Genomic DNA, 15,356 nt, shown 5'->3' with positions numbered 1-15,356 from the left:
GCATTATAAAAGAGCCGGGCGGCGTGCTAAACCACCGGGCGTCGTCGGGTTACTCGTCGAAAAAGAAGCGTTCTTCGCCGAATGCTGGCTTCAAGTGGTTGAGCCAGGTGGCCTGCTCATCATATTTGGCAAAGAACGGGCGCTGTACCCAGTCGGGGTTGCGGCCCTGAATCATACGCAAGGCGATGACTTTCTCTCCATTGATCTCGGTGACGCCCTGGATTTCCACCTTGCCCGGGTGCGAGCTCATGGAGGGGCCGCGGGCGGTGCGGGCGATACCCGAGACCTGCTGCATGGCGTCGCGGTAGATCTGCCAGGCTTTGACCAGCGGCACCTCAAAGTAGTGGCGTGCCCCGGTATCGCGTTCAACGAACATATAGTAGGGGATGATGCCGAGCTCGATCTGGGTCTGCCAGAGCCTTGCCCAGACGCTGGCGTCGTCATTGATATGTGCCAGCAGCGGGCCCTGGGCGCGAATCTGCGCGCCGGTTTCGCGGACACGACGGATTGCTTCGCGGGCCACCTCCGGTTCCAGCTCCTTCCAGTGGTTGTAGTGCGCCATCAGCGCCAGGTGTTTACCGGCGGCCTGGATTTCAGCAAACAGGGCCAGCAGGTCCTCTGCATCGTCATCGCTGACAAAACGCTGGGGCCAGAAGGTCAGTGCCTTGGTGCCGATGCGGATGGTACGGACGTGGGCAAATTCATCGCTGAGCAGTGGTTCGAGGTAGGCGCGCAGGTTGCGGGTTTTCATCACCATCGGGTCGCCGCCGGTGACCAGTACGTCGGTCACTTCGGGATGAGCGCGCAGGTAGTCCTGCAGCTGGTTGGATTCACGGGCAGCAATCTTCAGGTCCTTGTCACCGACAAACTGGGCCCAACGGAAGCAGAAGGTGCAGTAGCTGTGGCAGACCTGGCCGGAGCTGGGGAAGAACAGCACGGTCTCGCGATACTTGTGCTGCAAACCTTCTACCACCTCGCCATCCAGTTTGGGGATGTTGTGTTCCAGCTGGCCAGCCGGGTGGGGGTTCAGCTCAGCGCGGACTTCGCTGATCAGCGCCTTCAACTCGGCGGCCCCGACCTCATCACGCATGGCATTGGCAACCCGGTCGTAGTGTTCTGGCTTGAGCATGCCGCGTTGCGGGAAGGTTAGCTGAAAAATCGGGTCGGCCGGCACCTGCTGCCAGTCGATCAGCTCGTCAATGACGTACTGATTGACCCGGAACGGCAGGACGCTGGCGACAACCTGCATTTCAAAGCGCTGCTCTGCACTCAATTGCTGCAGCTGCGGAATCTGGTCGAGCTGCTTGGCGGTGTAAACCTTGAAGCGCTGGTGGCGCAGCTGGTTGACGTTGAACTGATCAGGTGTGATGGAGGTAACGGCTAAAAGATTGGATTTTGGCATAGAGGATCGTCTGTATCTTTCTTGTAAAAAACAATAGGTCGCATCGGGCAGGCTGCTGAGAAGCAGTGCGCGTGCATGAAAGTAAGCCGACAAACTGGAGTGAACGGCGAAAAAAAGCGTCGATCATTGGCTAATTTGCAATGATCATAGTGATGGGCTGAATGTTCAGCAGTCGAGCATGATAGCGAAATGATCCATTGATGTCTAAAAAACGACCTGGTACCCCGCAATTGGTTATGCTGAAGCCCCGGTTTTTGCTTGGAGAGTTCGCCATGTTTACCTATATCACCCTGGGCACCAACAACCTGCCGCGAGCGGTGCGCTTTTATGACGCGGTGATGGCGACGCTCGGTATTGCCCGGGTGTCTACGCCGGATGAGGAAAACTGGGACGGTTGGGTCGGCTGGGGGCGTTACGAGAATTGCGGAGCCCGGGAGCTGGCGCTCTGGCTGTGCAAGCCCTTTGATGGCCAGCCCGCATCGGTCGGTAATGGGGTGATGGTCGCCTTTACGGCGCCCGACTGGAAATCAGTACGAGCCTTTCATGCTGCGGCACTGGCTAACGGCGGACGCAGCGAAGGCGAGCCTGCGCTGCGCGAGCACTATAATCCGGACTTTTACAGTACCTATGTACGCGACCCGGATGGCAACAAGCTGGCGGTGGTGTGTCGAGGCTTCCTGCATGACCCTGACTGACGACAGGCAAAAGGGTCTGGACAGACGGCTCTTAGCCGTGTCGACTGCAGGGAGCATCGTGATCAAGGAGAGCCCATGCATTACGCCCAGCTAATAGCCCTCGCGCGCTATAACCAGTGGATGAATCAGCGGCTTTATGCGTTGTGTGAGACGCTTGAGGAGGCTGACCGGCGGGCTCCCCGGGGGGCATTTTTCGGCTCCATTCATGGCACGCTGAACCACATCCTGCTAGCCGACAACCTGTGGATGGGACGCTTTACCGGTCAGCCTTTCTCTGCTCCGGCGCTCGATACCGAACTGTATGCCGGGTTTGCCGAGCTGCGTCGTGCGCGCGAGATGATGGATGAGCGGATCATTGAATGGGTCGGCACCCTGTCGCCGGCGCGGCTGGCGGGTGAGCTGCGGTACACGAGCCTGGTCAACCCGGAGCCGCGTTGCTATCCGCTGTGGCTGGCGCTGACTCACTTCTTCAATCATCAGACCCATCACCGTGGGCAACTCACTACACTGTTGTCCCAATTGGGAACCGATCCGGGTGTGACTGATCTGATCCAGATGCCGGGAATTGCCTCGGCCTCTGAAGTGATTGACCAGGAGACGGTGATGTCGGCGGCGGATGAAGTACTGGCGTTCTGGTTTGCTGAGCTGCGCCCGGCTCAGTGGTGGCAAAAGGATCCGGCGCTGGATGAATTGATCCGTAGCCGTTTTGGCGATCTGCACGAACGTGCGGTGCGCGGTGAATTGATGAACTGGCGTGGTACTGCACTGGGGCGGCTGGCCGAGATCATTGTGCTGGACCAATTTTCACGCAACATCTGGCGCGATACGCCACGTGCCTTTGCCGCCGATGGGATGGCGCTGGTCCTGGCGCAGGAGGCTGTGGCTGAAGGCGCGGACCAGCCGTTGCCGGTAAAATGGCGCGCTTTCCTGTACATGCCGTTCATGCATAGCGAGTCGTTGCGTATGCATGAACAGGCAACGAAGCTGTTCAGCACGCCAGGGTTGGAAGACAACTTGCGTTTTGAGCAGCGGCACCGGGAGATTATCGAGCGTTTTGGCCGCTACCCGCATCGCAACGCGATTCTTGGCCGGCCAAGCACAGCGGAGGAGGTGGCGTTTCTGCGTACCAAGGGCAGCGCTTTCTAGCAAAACTGTACCCCGGAACGCTGAGCAAACTGTGTTGCGACGCCCCGTATGTGATGGCGTAGGCTTGAGTCTTTTGCCGGAGATGTTTCATGCAATTGTCGATCTTTCAGGTTGATGCTTTCACCGACACCCTGTTTGGTGGCAATTACGCCGCCGTTGTGCCGCTGGCCGACTGGCTGTCGGCAGAGCTGATGCAGGCGATTGCGGCTGAGAACAATGTGTCTGAAACCGCCTTTGTGGTTAAACAGGCTGACGGTGGCTACGCCATTCGCTGGTTTTCGCCGCTGGCCGAGATCGACTTCTGCGGCCATGCCACGCTGGCTGCCGCGTTTGTCCTGTTCCGGCTGAACCCGGATACCCAAGTGTTGCGTTTTCGGGCGGCAGCGGTGGGGGAGCTGAGCCTCAGCCGTGAAACCGATGGGCTGATCCACATGGATGCGCCGCGGCTGGCACCGGTACCGGTAGAGGAGGCTCCTGCATTGTTGCTCGACGGTCTGTCGATCAGGCCGGATTCGGTGTTGGTCAGCCGTCAGGCGTGGTTTGCTGTTTATGCTGATGAGGGGCAGGTGCGCGCGGTCGAGCAGGATCCGGAGCTGATCCGCCAGCTGGCACCGCGCGATGTAGTGGTTACTGCACCCGGACACGACGTGGACTTTGTGTCGCGTTATTTTTGGCCGGCCAATGGCGGGCTGGAAGATATGGTGACCGGCTCGATTCATGCCGGGCTGGCACCGTACTGGGCCGAGCGACTGGGACGTGACCGGTTGGTTGCCGTACAGGCATCCGCGCGTTGCGGCCGTCTGTATTGTCAGGTCGAGGCTGAGCGAGTTCGCATCAGCGGCTACGCGGTGCTCTATCTTGAAGGCTGCATTCATTTGCCGGATTGAGATCCAGGCATCCCGATAGGGAGGGCCAACCGGCTATGCTTGCAGCATTGAATTAAACAGGGAGAGGCAGAATGAATTTACGGCAGGCAGTGTTGGCAGCCGGGATGATCAGTGCAGCAATGCTGGCGGGGTGCAGTGGCCTCGACAGCCAACCCGCGGAGGTTGTTGCCCCTGAGCAGCAGATTCCGCAGCGCGGTGTGATGATCCTGCAGTGTGGCCGGACACCGGTGCGAGTTACTCTGACGGGCGATCAGGCGCTGGTTGAGGCAATGCAGGGCCGGTTTTTGCTGGAGCGAGTGGTTACCGCCTCAGGTGCCCGCTACGAGGCGCCTGATGACAGCTCGACCAGTTTCTGGAATAAGGGCGATCAGGGCCTGCTGACCATTCGGGGCGAAAGCCTGCCCGAGTGTGAGCCGGCCGGGGCGCTGGTGCTGCAAGCCGGTGAGTGGGTGGTTGAGGACATCAACCGTGGCGGCATCATTGATCGCTCACGGGTGACGCTCAACTTCGGCAACGACGGTCGCGTCTCCGGCCGCGCCAGCTGCAACAACTACGTCGGCGCCTATCAGGTCGATGGCCGCAGCCTGCAGCTGACGCAACTGGCGACCACCCGGCGTGCCTGTGCGCCAGCGCTGAACGAGCAGGAGACCCGTTTTGTGCAGACGCTGGAGCAGATCAGTCGTTTCCATCTTGATGAAACCGGTGCCCTGATCCTTGAGGGTGATGAGGGCGGTTCCCTGAAGGCTCGGCTGGAGTAAGATGGCAGCGTCCGGCCCGGTATCGGGCCGGTGAACCAAAACCATAACAACGGAGTACCGTGATGCTGCTGCTGATTCTGGGCCTGATACTGTTTTTGGGCATGCACTCCGCCCGCCTGTTCGCCGCGGAAAAACGCGCGTCCTTCATTGCCGCCAAGGGGCCATTGGCCTGGAAGGGTATCTACGCGCTGGTGTCGATTGTCGGTTTTGTATTGATCATCTACGGCTACGGCCAGGCCCGCATGAGCCCCACCTGGCTGTGGATATCGCCGGTCTGGACACGCCATGTGGCTGCGCTGCTGACTATTCCTGCATTCATTCTCATCGCTGCGACCTATATTCCCGGCTCCTGTATCAAGGCGCGCGTTGGTCACCCTATGCTGCTGGGCGTGAAGTTCTGGGCGCTGGCCCACCTGATTGCCAACGGTTCGCTGGCTGACCTGCTGCTGTTCGGCGGCTTCCTGGCCTGGGCCACCGCGCTGTTTGTGGTCTCGCGCAAGCGCGATCGCGCGGCGGGTGTCGGCTACGGCAAGGGCAAGCCGGTGATGGATGCGGTGGTTGTGGTGGTCGGTCTGGTCGCCTGGGCGGCCTTTGCCTTCTACCTGCATGGCGCCTGGATTGGGGTTAAGCCGATGGGAGTGTGATCCCGGCAGGCATGAAAAACCCGCAGTGATGCGGGTTTTTTGTTGTCTGATCGGGAGTCTTTGGCGTCAAGATAAGGCCCTGTCAGACCCACCGCACGCAGGCGTCGGAACGATCAGGGTGTTGCAGGATGTGAAGACTGCACGGACCCACTCCCCGTTTACGCGGGCGAGTAGCACAGGATTGGCAGGGAAAAGGACGGCAGCCTGTTTGAGGCTCGCAGAGCCGAGTTCTGCCGGCCCCTGCCAAGCCGAGCAACGCAGCGAACCCGCAGGGCCGCGTAGCCGGGTGCCCGGGGGGATCGCCAAGGGGGGCTGGGCAAGCACCCCCCCTTGGCTCGCCGTGAAGGCGAAATGGAGACTTGCCGATGGCGCAACGCTGATCCAGTCGCCATTAGCCCTATATCTCACGTTAGTGTCGCACCCTTGAGCTGTCGCGAGCAGCGGCTGCGATGGTGTGTCCCTGACATTTTGCGGAAGACAAAAAACCCGCATCGCTGCGGGTTTTTTTATTGGCTCAAATCAGACTGGAATTATTGTCCGGTCTTGATCCGGTTCCAGGCACGGGTACGCACACGCTCAGCGGCCAGGGGCAGCGGCTTGAGGGTAAACAGGCGGGCCTGTACATCGGCCGGCGGATAGGCACCGGGGTTGTTGCGCAGGCTTTCATTGACCAGCTCGGTCGCGGCTGCGTTGGGGTTGGCGTAGCCCACCACGTTACTGATCTCGGCTACTACCTCGGGCTTGAGCAGATAGTTGATGAAGGCGTGGGCTGCAGCGGGATTGGGTGCATCCTGCGGAATCGCCATCAGGTCAAACCAGACCTGTGCCCCTTCCTTCGGAATGCGATACTCAAGGTGGACGCCATTGTCGGCTTCCTGTGCGCGTGAATTGGCCTGCAGGATGCTGCCGGACCAGGCGACCGCAACGCAGATTTCGCCATTGGCGATATCGTTGAGAAAGCGCGAGGAGTTGAAGTAGCGCACATAGGGCTGGATTTTGCTCATCATCGCGACGGCAGCGTCGTAGTCTTCACTGCGGGTGCTGTTCGGGTCCAGGCCCAGGTAGTGCAGGGCACCGGGCAGAATCTCCGACGGCGAGTCGAGGAATGCAACGCCGCACTCGGACAGTTTCTTCATGTTTTCCGGATCGAAGACCAGCGCCCAGGAGTCGACCGGGGCATCGTCACCCAACACGGCACGGACTTTTTCCGGGTTGTAGCCGATGCCGTTGGTGCCCCACATGTAGGGCACGGCGTACTGATTGCCGGGGTCGCTGCCCTCCAGCACCTTCATCAGGTCCGGGTTGAGGTTGCCTAGGTTCGGCAGCAGGCTTTTGTCCAGTGGTTGAAAGGCGCCAGCCTGGCGCTGCTTGGCGAGAAAGCTGTCGCTTGGCACCACCACGTCGTAGCCCGACCGACCGGACAGCAGCTTGGCTTCCAGCACTTCATTGGAGTCAAAGGTGTCCAGGGTCGGAACAATACCGGTTTCTGCCTGGAAGCCGTCCAGCGTGGCTTGCGGGGTGTAGTCGAACCAGTTGTAGATCTTTACCTGATCGGCGGCCAGCGCACTGAATGACAGCGCGGCCAGCGGGGCAATCAGCCCGAGTTTGCTTGCCAGTTTCATTGTGCTTCTCCTTGAGTCGTGACGGTTGCGTCAAAAGCAGTAAGGACGTTGACGGCGTTGATGCCGATTTCTTCCACGGCGTAGCCGCCTTCCATGACAAAGAGCGTCGGCAGCCCGAGACTAGCGATGAGTTCGCCCATCTTCAGGTAGTCGGGGCTGTCGAGTTTGAAGCTGGAGATCGGATCGGCCAGGTAGGTATCCACGCCGAGCGAGACGATCAGATAATCCGCACCGAATCCCGCGATCTGCCGCAGTGCGTCGCGCAGGGCCTGCGACCAGACATTCCAGTCGCTGCCGGCGGGCAGCGGGTAGTTGTAGTTGTAGCCAAGGCCGGTGCCTTCGCCGCGTTCATCGGCGTAGCCGGCGAAGCAGGGATATTCGTTGCGCGGGTCGCCGTGGATCGAGGTGAACAGCACGTCCGGGCGCTGGTAGAAGATGTCCTGGGTGCCGTTGCCGTGATGGAAGTCGACGTCGAGGATAGCGACCTTGCGGGCGCCCTGATCGAGCATCGCCTGGGCGGCGATGGCGGCGTTGTTGAAGTAGCAGTAGCCGCCCATGTAGTCGATGCCGGCATGGTGCCCCGGCGGACGACACAGGGCGAAGACACTGCGTGCACCGGCACACAGCTGGGCTTGAGCGCTGAGCGCTACCTGGGCGCTGCTGTAGATCGCTTGCCAGCTGCCGGCGGTCAGTGGCGCTCCAACGTCAAAACTGTAATAGCCGAGCTGACCGTCGATGTCATCCGGGCAGCGCGGCGGCATGCGCCGCAGCGGCCAGGCCAGCGGCAGCATGTCGTGGCTGCGGCCCAATGCGCTCCAGCGTTGCCAGGCGCTTTGGATAAAGTCGACAAAATCCGGGCTGTGTACCCGCTTGATCGGCGCCAGTCCAAAGTCCTGCGGTTCGCTGATTGGCCCCAAACCGGTTCGTTTCACCTGTTCCAGCACCATATCGGCGCGCGAAGGCTTCTCGAAGCAGGGCATGAGCTGACCCTCGTTGAGTTCGGCGTTGGCGTGGTGCAGGCGGTGATCGTCGCTGTAGAACGTCTGCATGGTAAATCCTGTGGCGAGTGGCTGGGTTGCCATTGATCATGGCGCTCAGCAGGGCCGCGGGAAATGCTGCAGAGGGACAGAAAAGGGACCGAAACGGACAGTGCTTTGACCGGGAAAGACCGCTTCTTCGGGTCAGAATGCGCTGTGCGGTGGCTGCTGGCTCTGCCGCCAGGCGCGTGGCGTGGTGCCGGACCAGCGCTGGAATGCGTGACGGAAGCTGGCCGTCTCGCTGAAGCCGAGCTGTTCGGCGATGGCGTAGATCGGCAGTTGCTCGCGATTAAGCAGCAGCTTGGCCCGCTGGAAGCGCAGCCGATCGAGTAGTTGCTGATAGCCACAGCCGGCACGTTGCAGGTGGCGCCGCAGGGTGCGTGTGGTGCAGTGCAGCTGGTTGGCCAGTTGCTCAAGGGTGGGTGGCGCTTCCAGCTGTTGCTCCAGCTGCGCGCGCAGCTGGCTGACCAGCGGCGACGGCTCGGGGCAGAAGCTGTCCTGTACCGTCTGACAGTGGCGCTTGGCCTCGAAGTGGGTGACCGGTTCAGCCAGCGGCAACGGAGCATTTAGCGTGCCTGCTGCGAACACCAGGCGCTCGGCGTCCTGGTCGCAAAGCAGAGGACAGTCGCCCATGTAGTCCCGGTACTGGTCACTGTGGTCGGGTGGACTGCCGCTCAGGTGTACCGCGCTGATCATAAGTTGGCCGCCCAGCGCATCATCCAGCATCGCCTTGATGGAGGACAGGCAGAGTTCGACGTTGAACAGCCGCAGCGCCGGCGACTCGTGATAGTGGTCGGCGCGCAGCGCCAGCTGACCATCCGGGAGGGTCTCCAGTTGCAGCCGGAAGTAACTGCCGAGTAACACCGGAAAGGCCAGCATGACCTGCAAGGCATCGAGCAGCGTTGGTGCCGACAGCATCGCATAGCCCAGTTGGCCATAGGCCGATACCCGCATGCGCTGACCGAGCTTGAGGCCGATCAGCGGGTCGCCGGTCAGCGCTACCGTGTTGGCGAATACCTGCTGCTCCTGCTCTGGGGTGATCAGCAGAGCCGGGGTTTGCAGGTCCGCTGAGCTAAGTCCGGAACCCGCCAGGACCGGTTCAACAGGCAGATTGTGCTCCTCCAGCCAGTTGGCGATCAGGCAGGTGCTCTGCAGACTGATCAATCTGCGGTCGGGTGCCTGGCAGGCGGTATCGGATCGAATCATGTGACTGCGCTCGTGTGGTGCCTGTTGCCAGTGAAGCACAAAGAGTGCCAGTCATTCTTGGTGTTCGGTAAAACCGATAAGCGAAACAGGAATTATGCGCTTATATCGATATTTAAGGTCGGTAGAATGAAATGGAATTTACCGCTGGAGTGCCGCCATGCCCCGTATGCCATTCAACACTGCCTGCTGCCGCCCGCTAGGGCAGTTGAGCCACCCACGGGAGGTCGTTCGGCAGTTCACCCCTAACTGGTTCGCCGTCACCATGGGCACTGGCATTCTGTCGGCTGCGCTGCCGCACCTTGCGTTGCCGGGCGCGGCATTGCTGGGGCAGGCGCTGTGGCTGCTGAACCTGCTGCTTTTTACGCTGTTCATCGGGCTGTATGCCGCCCGTTGGCTGCTGTTTTTCAATGAGGCGCGACGCATCTTCGGCCACGCTACCGTATCGATGTTTATTGGTACCATTCCGATGGGGCTGGCCACCCTGATCAATGGCCTGCCGAGTCATGGGGTCGCCCTCTGGGGCGAGGCCGCGATGACGCTGGCATTGCCTCTGTGGTGGCTGGATGTGGCGTTGGCGCTGGCCTGCGGTGTCGGCATCCCCTATCTGATGTTCACCCGTCAGGAGCACAGTATCGACCAGATGACCGCGGTATGGCTGCTGCCAGTGGTGGCCGCTGAGGTCGCTGCTGCGAGTGGTGGGGTACTGATTCCCTGGCTGGCAGCGGAGCAGGCCTATGCCGTGCTGGTGACCAGCTATGTGCTCTGGGCCTGCTCGGTACCGGTCGCGCTGAGCATTCTGGTGATCCTGTTGCTGCGCATGGCGGTCCACAAGTTGCCGCACCGCAATATGGCGGCGTCCAGCTTGCTGGCACTGGGGCCCTTGGGGACTGGTGCGCTCGGGCTGTTGCTGCTGGGTCAGGCAGCAACAGAGGTCTTTGCCGCCCAAGGCCTTTCCAGCGTCGGTGTGGTCGCGCACGGCCTTGGGGTAGTCGGCGGGTTGTTGCTCTGGGGGCTGGGTTTATGGTGGCTGCTGCTGGCGCTGCTGATCATTTGCCGTTATCTGCGTGAGGGCATGCCGTTTAACCTGGGTTGGTGGGCCTTTACCTTTCCGCTCGGGGTGTATGCCCTGGCGACGCTGACTCTGGGGCAAACGCTGCAACTGGCCTTTTTCTCGCACCTTGGAACCGGGTTGGTCTGCCTGTTGGCGCTGCTCTGGCTAGTAGTGATGGCTGCGACCCTGCGCGGTGCCTGGCGTGGCGAGCTGTTTGTCTCGCCCTGTATTGCTGATCAGGTGGCCGTGTCGGCGCGCTGACCGTGCAGTGCCGGAGCGGATATGTTATCAATCCTCTGGCTTGATGCCCCGCTGACAAGGACCACTGAATGCAACCGACCGCGATTCCCACCCGTTATCTGACCTGGCTGCTGTGCGTGCTGGGCGCGTTGATCAGCCTGGCGCTGACTGCGTTATCGCCACTCTGGTGGGTGCTCGCTGTGCCCTTGCTGGCGCTGGCGCTGCTGGGGCTCTGGGACGTGACTCAACGGCGCCGGACGATCAGCCGCAACTATCCGGTATTGGCGCACCTGCGCTATCTGCTGGAGTCGATCGGGCCAGAGCTGCGGCAGTATTTCATTCAATCCGACACCGATGAGCTGCCGTTTTCGCGCGAGCAGCGCAACGTGATCTACCAGCGCGCTAAGAACGTACTCGACAAGAAACCGTTTGGTTCGCTGATGCCAATGAACGAAGAGGGCTATGAGTGGCTGAACCACTCGTTGGCGCCGGTGCACATCGCGGACAGCAACTTTCGGGTGCGGGTTGGCAGCCATCCGAAAACTACCCAGCCCTATGATGTCAGCGTATTCAACATCTCGGCGATGAGCTTTGGCTCGTTGTCGGCCAACGCGATTCTGGCGCTCAATACCGGAGCCAAGAAGGGCGGTTTCTACCACGACACCGGCGAGGGTTCGATCTCGCGCTACCACCTGCGCCCCGGCGGTGATCTGGTCTGGGAAATCGCCTCGGGCTACTTCGGCTGTCGCACGCCGGATGGCGGCTTTGATGCCGAGCTGTTCGAGCGCAACGCCCGGCTGCCACAGGTGAAAATGATCGAGATCAAGCTGTCACAGGGCGCCAAGCCGGGGCACGGCGGTATTCTGCCGGGGGCCAAGGTCTCCGCCGAGATTGCTGAAGCCCGCGGCGTGCCGGAGGGGCAGGATGTGGTGTCGCCTGCGGCTCACTCGGCGTTTCATACCCCACTGGAACTGATGGCGTTTATTGCCAGACTGCGTGAACTGTCGGGCGGCAAGCCCGTTGGCTTCAAGCTGGCAATCGGGCATCCGTGGGAGTGGTTCGGCATCGTCAAGGCGATGCTGGAGACGGGTGAGCATCCCGACTTCATCGTGGTGGATGGCGGTGAGGGTGGCACTGGTGCTGCGCCGCTGGAGTTCATCAACCGCCTCGGAACGCCGATGACCGACGGCCTGTTGCTGGTACATAACACGCTGGTGGGCGCCAATCTGCGGGAAAAGATCCACCTCGGCGCGGCGGGCAAGATCACCTCGGCCTTCAACATTGCCCGTACCCTGGCGATCGGTGCCGACTGGTGCAATGCCGCTCGTGGCTACATGTTTGCCCTGGGCTGCATCCAGAGCCTGAGCTGCCACAGCGGCAAGTGTCCCAGCGGTGTTGCCACCCAGGACCCGAGCCGCAGCGCCCGGCTGGACGTGGCGGACAAGAGCGAACGGGTATACCACTTCCACCGCAATACCGTGCTGGCGCTGGCGCATATGCTGGAGGCGGCCGGGCTGAAACATCCGAGCGAGTTAGGCCCTGAACATGTGATTCGGCGGGTGTCGCGGTACGAGGTGCGGTCGTACAGCGAGTTGTTCGAGTTTCTTGAACCGGGCGTGCTGTTGGATGGCCGTGCAGAACTGCACCTGTTCAAAAAGTACTGGGCCCAGGCGCGCGCCGACAGCTTTGCGCCGCCGGACTACATGCTCAAGCTGCGGGAGACCAAGCTGCGCTGAGCGTTTGCGTCACGCGTGTTCACTGGCCGCCTGCTGCGCCAGCAGGGCGAAGGTAGCGAGCCAGTGGCTGCCCATGTAGTCGTCCTCAAGGTGGCCGAGCGCTGCGGTGAGATGGGCTTTGGCCACGGCCAGCAGTGCGGGCCGTGTGGCTGATAGCCGAAACCAGCACCAGGCGCGGCTGAGGTTGAGGCCGTCGAGATGGGCGAGCTTGCCGTCGCTGCGTTCACTGACGTTAACCGGCCGGAACAGGGTGGCCGGCTGCTGTGCGGCCAGCTCTGGCAGAAAGGCATCCAGCCAGGTGGCAAAAGCGCTTCCGCCCATTACCTGTTGCATCAGTACTGCCTGCTGCAGTGTGGGTGAGAGAAAGTCCTCGCCACTCGGCTCGCCCCAGGCCGGGCAGTCGCTGTCGTTGGCAAACCACGCCAGGCTGCGCTCGCGCAGCAGGCGCTCCAGTTGCTGGTCCTGCGCCGTTCTGGCGTATTCGAGACAGAGCAGCAGGGCGAAGGCGGTGTTGTTGTGCTGGCCACTGCGGATTGGATAGGGCAGGCGTGGCAGGTAATCCTGCAAGCGTTCAGCTAGCAGGGCTGCCAGCGGCTGCAGTGTTACTGCGGCACGCCTTGCCAGCGGCTCGCTGCTGCGCAGCAGTTCGGCCTGCAGCATCAGCAGCCAAGCCCAGCCGTAGGGACGCTCAAAGCTCGCACCCTGACGCTCGAAGGTGGCTATTTCGGCGGTGACTGCGTCGTCAGTGATCTGTTCAAGACGCTGGCGAATGGCGGCGGCTTCGGGTAGCTCGGGAGCACAGTTCAGCACCCTCACCAACAGCCAGTGGCTGTGTACGCAGGAATGCCAGTCGTAGCTGCCGCAGAACAGCGGATGGGCCTGCTCGGGCGGTTGCCAGTCGGCTGCACGGTTCAGCCACTGTGGGCCGCTGTGCGGATAGACCCGGGTGATATGACCAAGGGCGATACGTGCCAGAGCAGCGTGGTCCGGCCCGGCTGACATCTCAGCGTACCGGTTGCCAGTTGATGTCGCGCAGTAGCCAGCGGCCGTCGACATCCTCCCAGAGCAGACGAATATCGTACTGGCCGGCACTGTTGGGGATCAGCCGCTCAGCCCCGGTCAGGGTGACGCGGGCCTCGCTTTCGGCACGTTGTTCGTAGCCCGGGTCGATCTCGGTGCGCTGCTGGGTGACCAGCACGTTGATGCGCTGATTGCGCAAGAACATCAGCCGCAAGGTGCGGTCGGCCCAGTCCTGGTCGTACTGACTCTGGGCGATGAACTCGGGGTGCAGCAGGTCAAGGACGGCACCGCGGTCACGCTCTTCGATCCCACTCTGTAGCTGGTCGATGGCCTGGTTCAGGCGTTCGTCAGGGCTGGAGGCACCGCAGCCGAGGAGGCTCAGCGCAAGGAGGGCGGCAAGCAGAAAACGCATAGGTGACAGCAGCCTCGCGGGTCAGTAATGTTGGGGCTTCCAACGTAAGGAGCACGGCGCATTCGCGCCGGTTCAGGGAGCCATCATGCAGCTGTTGTATCCGGAGATCAAACCCTACGCCCGCCACGAACTGGCGGTCACTCCTCCCCATGTACTTTATGCCGATGAAAGCGGGCAGCCTGATGGCCTGCCGGTGGTATTCATCCATGGCGGCCCAGGGGCCGGATGTGATGCGTTAAGCCGCCGCTTCTTCGACCCGTCCGTCTATCGCATCGTTACCTTTGACCAACGTGGCTGTGGCCGCTCCACGCCGCACGGTAGTCTCGACAACAATACCACCGCCGATCTGATCGCCGACATGGAAACCCTGCGCGAGCACCTGGGCATCGACAAGTGGGTGCTGTTCGGTGGCTCCTGGGGCTCGACGCTGGCGCTGGCCTACGCCCAGGCGCACCCTGACCGGGTCATGGGCATGGTGTTGCGCGGCATCTTCTTGTGCCGCGAGCAGGATATCCACTGGTTCTATCAGGAGGGCGCCAGCCATGTGTTCCCCGATTACTGGGAAGACTATCTGAGCCTGATTCCTGAGGAAGAGCGCGCCGATATGGTGGCCGCCTACTACCGTCGGCTGACGGGTGACGACGAGATCTGTCGCATGCACGCGGCCAAGGCGTGGTCGGTGTGGGAGGGGCGCTGCGCCACGCTCAGGCCCAGCCCGCAGGTGATCGAGCGCTTCAGCGACGCCCGTCGCGCCTATGCGATTGCCCGTATCGAGTGTCACTACTTCGCCAACAAAACCTTCCTTGCCCCCAACCAACTGCTCGACAACATGGACCGGGTTGCCCATATCCCGGGCATCATCGTGCATGGCCGCTACGACATGGTCTGCCCGCTGGATAACGCCCACGCGCTGCATCAGCGCTGGCCGGGCAGTGAGCTGAACATCATTCGCGATGCCGGCCACGCCGCCTCCGAGCCGGGCATAGCCGACGCGCTGGTGCGTGCTACCGGTGATATGGCCCGTCGCCTGCTCGACCTGACGCCGCAGGCCGAGTGATATGAAGGGATTGCTGCAACGGGTGCGTCAGGCCCGGGTCGAGGTAGACGGCGAGATTGTCGGGGCGATTGATCAGGGGCTGCTGGTGCTGGTTGGCATCGAACCGCAGGACGATGAGGCCAGCGCCGACAAACTGCTCAAGCGACTGCTCGAATACCGGGTATTCACCGATGCCGACGGTCGCATGAATGACTCGCTGACCGACGTGCAGGGCGGGCTGCTGCTGGTATCACAGTTCACCCTGGCCGCCGACACCCGCAAGGGTCGCCGCCCCGGCTTCTCCACCGCTGCGCCGCCTGACCGTGCTGAAGCGCTGTTCAACTATCTGGTTGCTCAGGCGCAGGCACGGCACCCGCAGGTTGCGACCGGCCGCTTTGGTGCCGACATGCAGGTTCACCTAGTCAACGACGGGCCGGTAACCTTCATGCTGGAGGTTTGAGCGC

Annotated in this window: 15 protein-coding genes; 9 read left to right on the top strand and 6 right to left on the bottom strand. The window is 61.7% G+C overall.

Translation table 11 applies throughout. The features are described from left to right. Positions 1–49 precede the first annotated feature (49 nt). Complete coding sequence (locus C1949_RS00345; RefSeq protein ID WP_229744328.1) at positions 50–1,402, bottom strand: KamA family radical SAM protein; 1,353 nt, start codon at positions 1,400–1,402, stop codon at positions 50–52. A gap of 272 nt (positions 1,403–1,674) precedes the next feature. On the opposite strand from C1949_RS00345, the gene C1949_RS00340 reads away from it, so the two are divergent. The 5 genes from C1949_RS00340 to C1949_RS00320 all read left to right on the top strand — a co-directional run bounded on the left by C1949_RS00340 (position 1,675) and on the right by C1949_RS00320 (position 5,532). Continuing rightward, positions 1,675–2,097, top strand: a complete 423-nt coding sequence (locus C1949_RS00340; RefSeq protein WP_104736812.1) for a VOC family protein — start codon at positions 1,675–1,677, stop codon at positions 2,095–2,097. Positions 2,098–2,172: 75 nt separating this feature from the next. Next, positions 2,173–3,243, top strand: coding sequence for a DUF924 family protein (locus C1949_RS19510; RefSeq protein ID WP_104736492.1), 1,071 nt, complete (start codon positions 2,173–2,175; stop codon positions 3,241–3,243). An 89-nt stretch (positions 3,244–3,332) separates the two neighbouring features. Beyond that, positions 3,333–4,130 (top strand): PhzF family phenazine biosynthesis protein, encoded by a 798-nt coding sequence (locus C1949_RS00330; protein WP_229744329.1) that lies wholly within the window; start codon positions 3,333–3,335, stop codon positions 4,128–4,130. Positions 4,131–4,201: 71 nt separating this feature from the next. Continuing rightward, positions 4,202–4,888, top strand: a complete 687-nt coding sequence (locus C1949_RS00325; protein ID WP_104736491.1) for an META domain-containing protein — start codon at positions 4,202–4,204, stop codon at positions 4,886–4,888. A gap of 62 nt (positions 4,889–4,950) precedes the next feature. Next, the gene (locus tag C1949_RS00320; RefSeq protein WP_104736490.1) at positions 4,951–5,532 is read left to right on the top strand and encodes an NnrU family protein; all 582 of its coding nucleotides are present in this window, start codon (positions 4,951–4,953) and stop codon (positions 5,530–5,532) included. Between the two features lie 530 nt (positions 5,533–6,062). Here the strand turns inward: C1949_RS00320 and C1949_RS00315 are convergent. From C1949_RS00315 to C1949_RS00305, 3 genes are all read right to left on the bottom strand, one after another. Then, on the bottom strand, positions 6,063–7,154 hold the full coding sequence (locus C1949_RS00315; protein ID WP_104736489.1) for a polyamine ABC transporter substrate-binding protein: 1,092 nt from the start codon (positions 7,152–7,154) through the stop codon (positions 6,063–6,065). After that, the gene (locus C1949_RS00310; RefSeq protein ID WP_104736488.1) at positions 7,151–8,203 is read right to left on the bottom strand and encodes a histone deacetylase family protein; all 1,053 of its coding nucleotides are present in this window, start codon (positions 8,201–8,203) and stop codon (positions 7,151–7,153) included. The genes C1949_RS00315 and C1949_RS00310 overlap by 4 nt, the downstream gene beginning before the upstream one ends. Positions 8,204–8,335: 132 nt before the next feature. After that, positions 8,336–9,397, bottom strand: coding sequence for an AraC family transcriptional regulator (locus C1949_RS00305; RefSeq protein ID WP_104736487.1), 1,062 nt, complete (start codon positions 9,395–9,397; stop codon positions 8,336–8,338). A gap of 157 nt (positions 9,398–9,554) precedes the next feature. On the opposite strand from C1949_RS00305, the gene C1949_RS00300 reads away from it, so the two are divergent. Next, a complete protein-coding gene (locus tag C1949_RS00300; RefSeq protein WP_104736486.1) occupies positions 9,555–10,709 on the top strand; it encodes an SLAC1 family transporter in 1,155 nt (384 codons plus the stop codon). Between the two features lie 68 nt (positions 10,710–10,777). Further along, a complete protein-coding gene (locus tag C1949_RS00295; protein WP_104736485.1) occupies positions 10,778–12,424 on the top strand; it encodes an FMN-binding glutamate synthase family protein in 1,647 nt (548 codons plus the stop codon). Positions 12,425–12,433: 9 nt separating this feature from the next. Here C1949_RS00295 and C1949_RS00290 read toward each other — a convergent pair whose 3' ends face one another. Next, positions 12,434–13,426 carry a DUF2891 domain-containing protein gene (locus tag C1949_RS00290; protein WP_104736484.1) on the bottom strand — a complete coding sequence of 331 codons (993 nt, stop codon included), beginning with the start codon at positions 13,424–13,426 and terminating at the stop codon, positions 12,434–12,436. A 1-nt stretch (position 13,427) separates the two neighbouring features. Further along, positions 13,428–13,856: a hypothetical protein gene (locus C1949_RS00285; protein ID WP_104736483.1), complete on the bottom strand. Its 429-nt coding sequence runs from the start codon at positions 13,854–13,856 to the stop codon at positions 13,428–13,430. Positions 13,857–13,941: 85 nt separating this feature from the next. Between C1949_RS00285 and pip the strand changes: the two genes are divergently transcribed. Then, a complete protein-coding gene (gene pip / locus C1949_RS00280; RefSeq protein ID WP_104736482.1) occupies positions 13,942–14,913 on the top strand; it encodes a prolyl aminopeptidase in 972 nt (323 codons plus the stop codon). Position 14,914: 1 nt separating this feature from the next. Continuing rightward, positions 14,915–15,352, top strand: a complete 438-nt coding sequence (dtd, locus tag C1949_RS00275) for a D-aminoacyl-tRNA deacylase (protein ID WP_104736481.1) — start codon at positions 14,915–14,917, stop codon at positions 15,350–15,352. Positions 15,353–15,356: the final 4 nt, after the last annotated feature.

Source organism: Halopseudomonas oceani (assembly GCF_002903165.1).
GTDB lineage: Bacteria > Pseudomonadota > Gammaproteobacteria > Pseudomonadales > Pseudomonadaceae > Halopseudomonas > Halopseudomonas oceani.
This window is presented reverse-complemented; position numbering and strand designations above follow the sequence as displayed.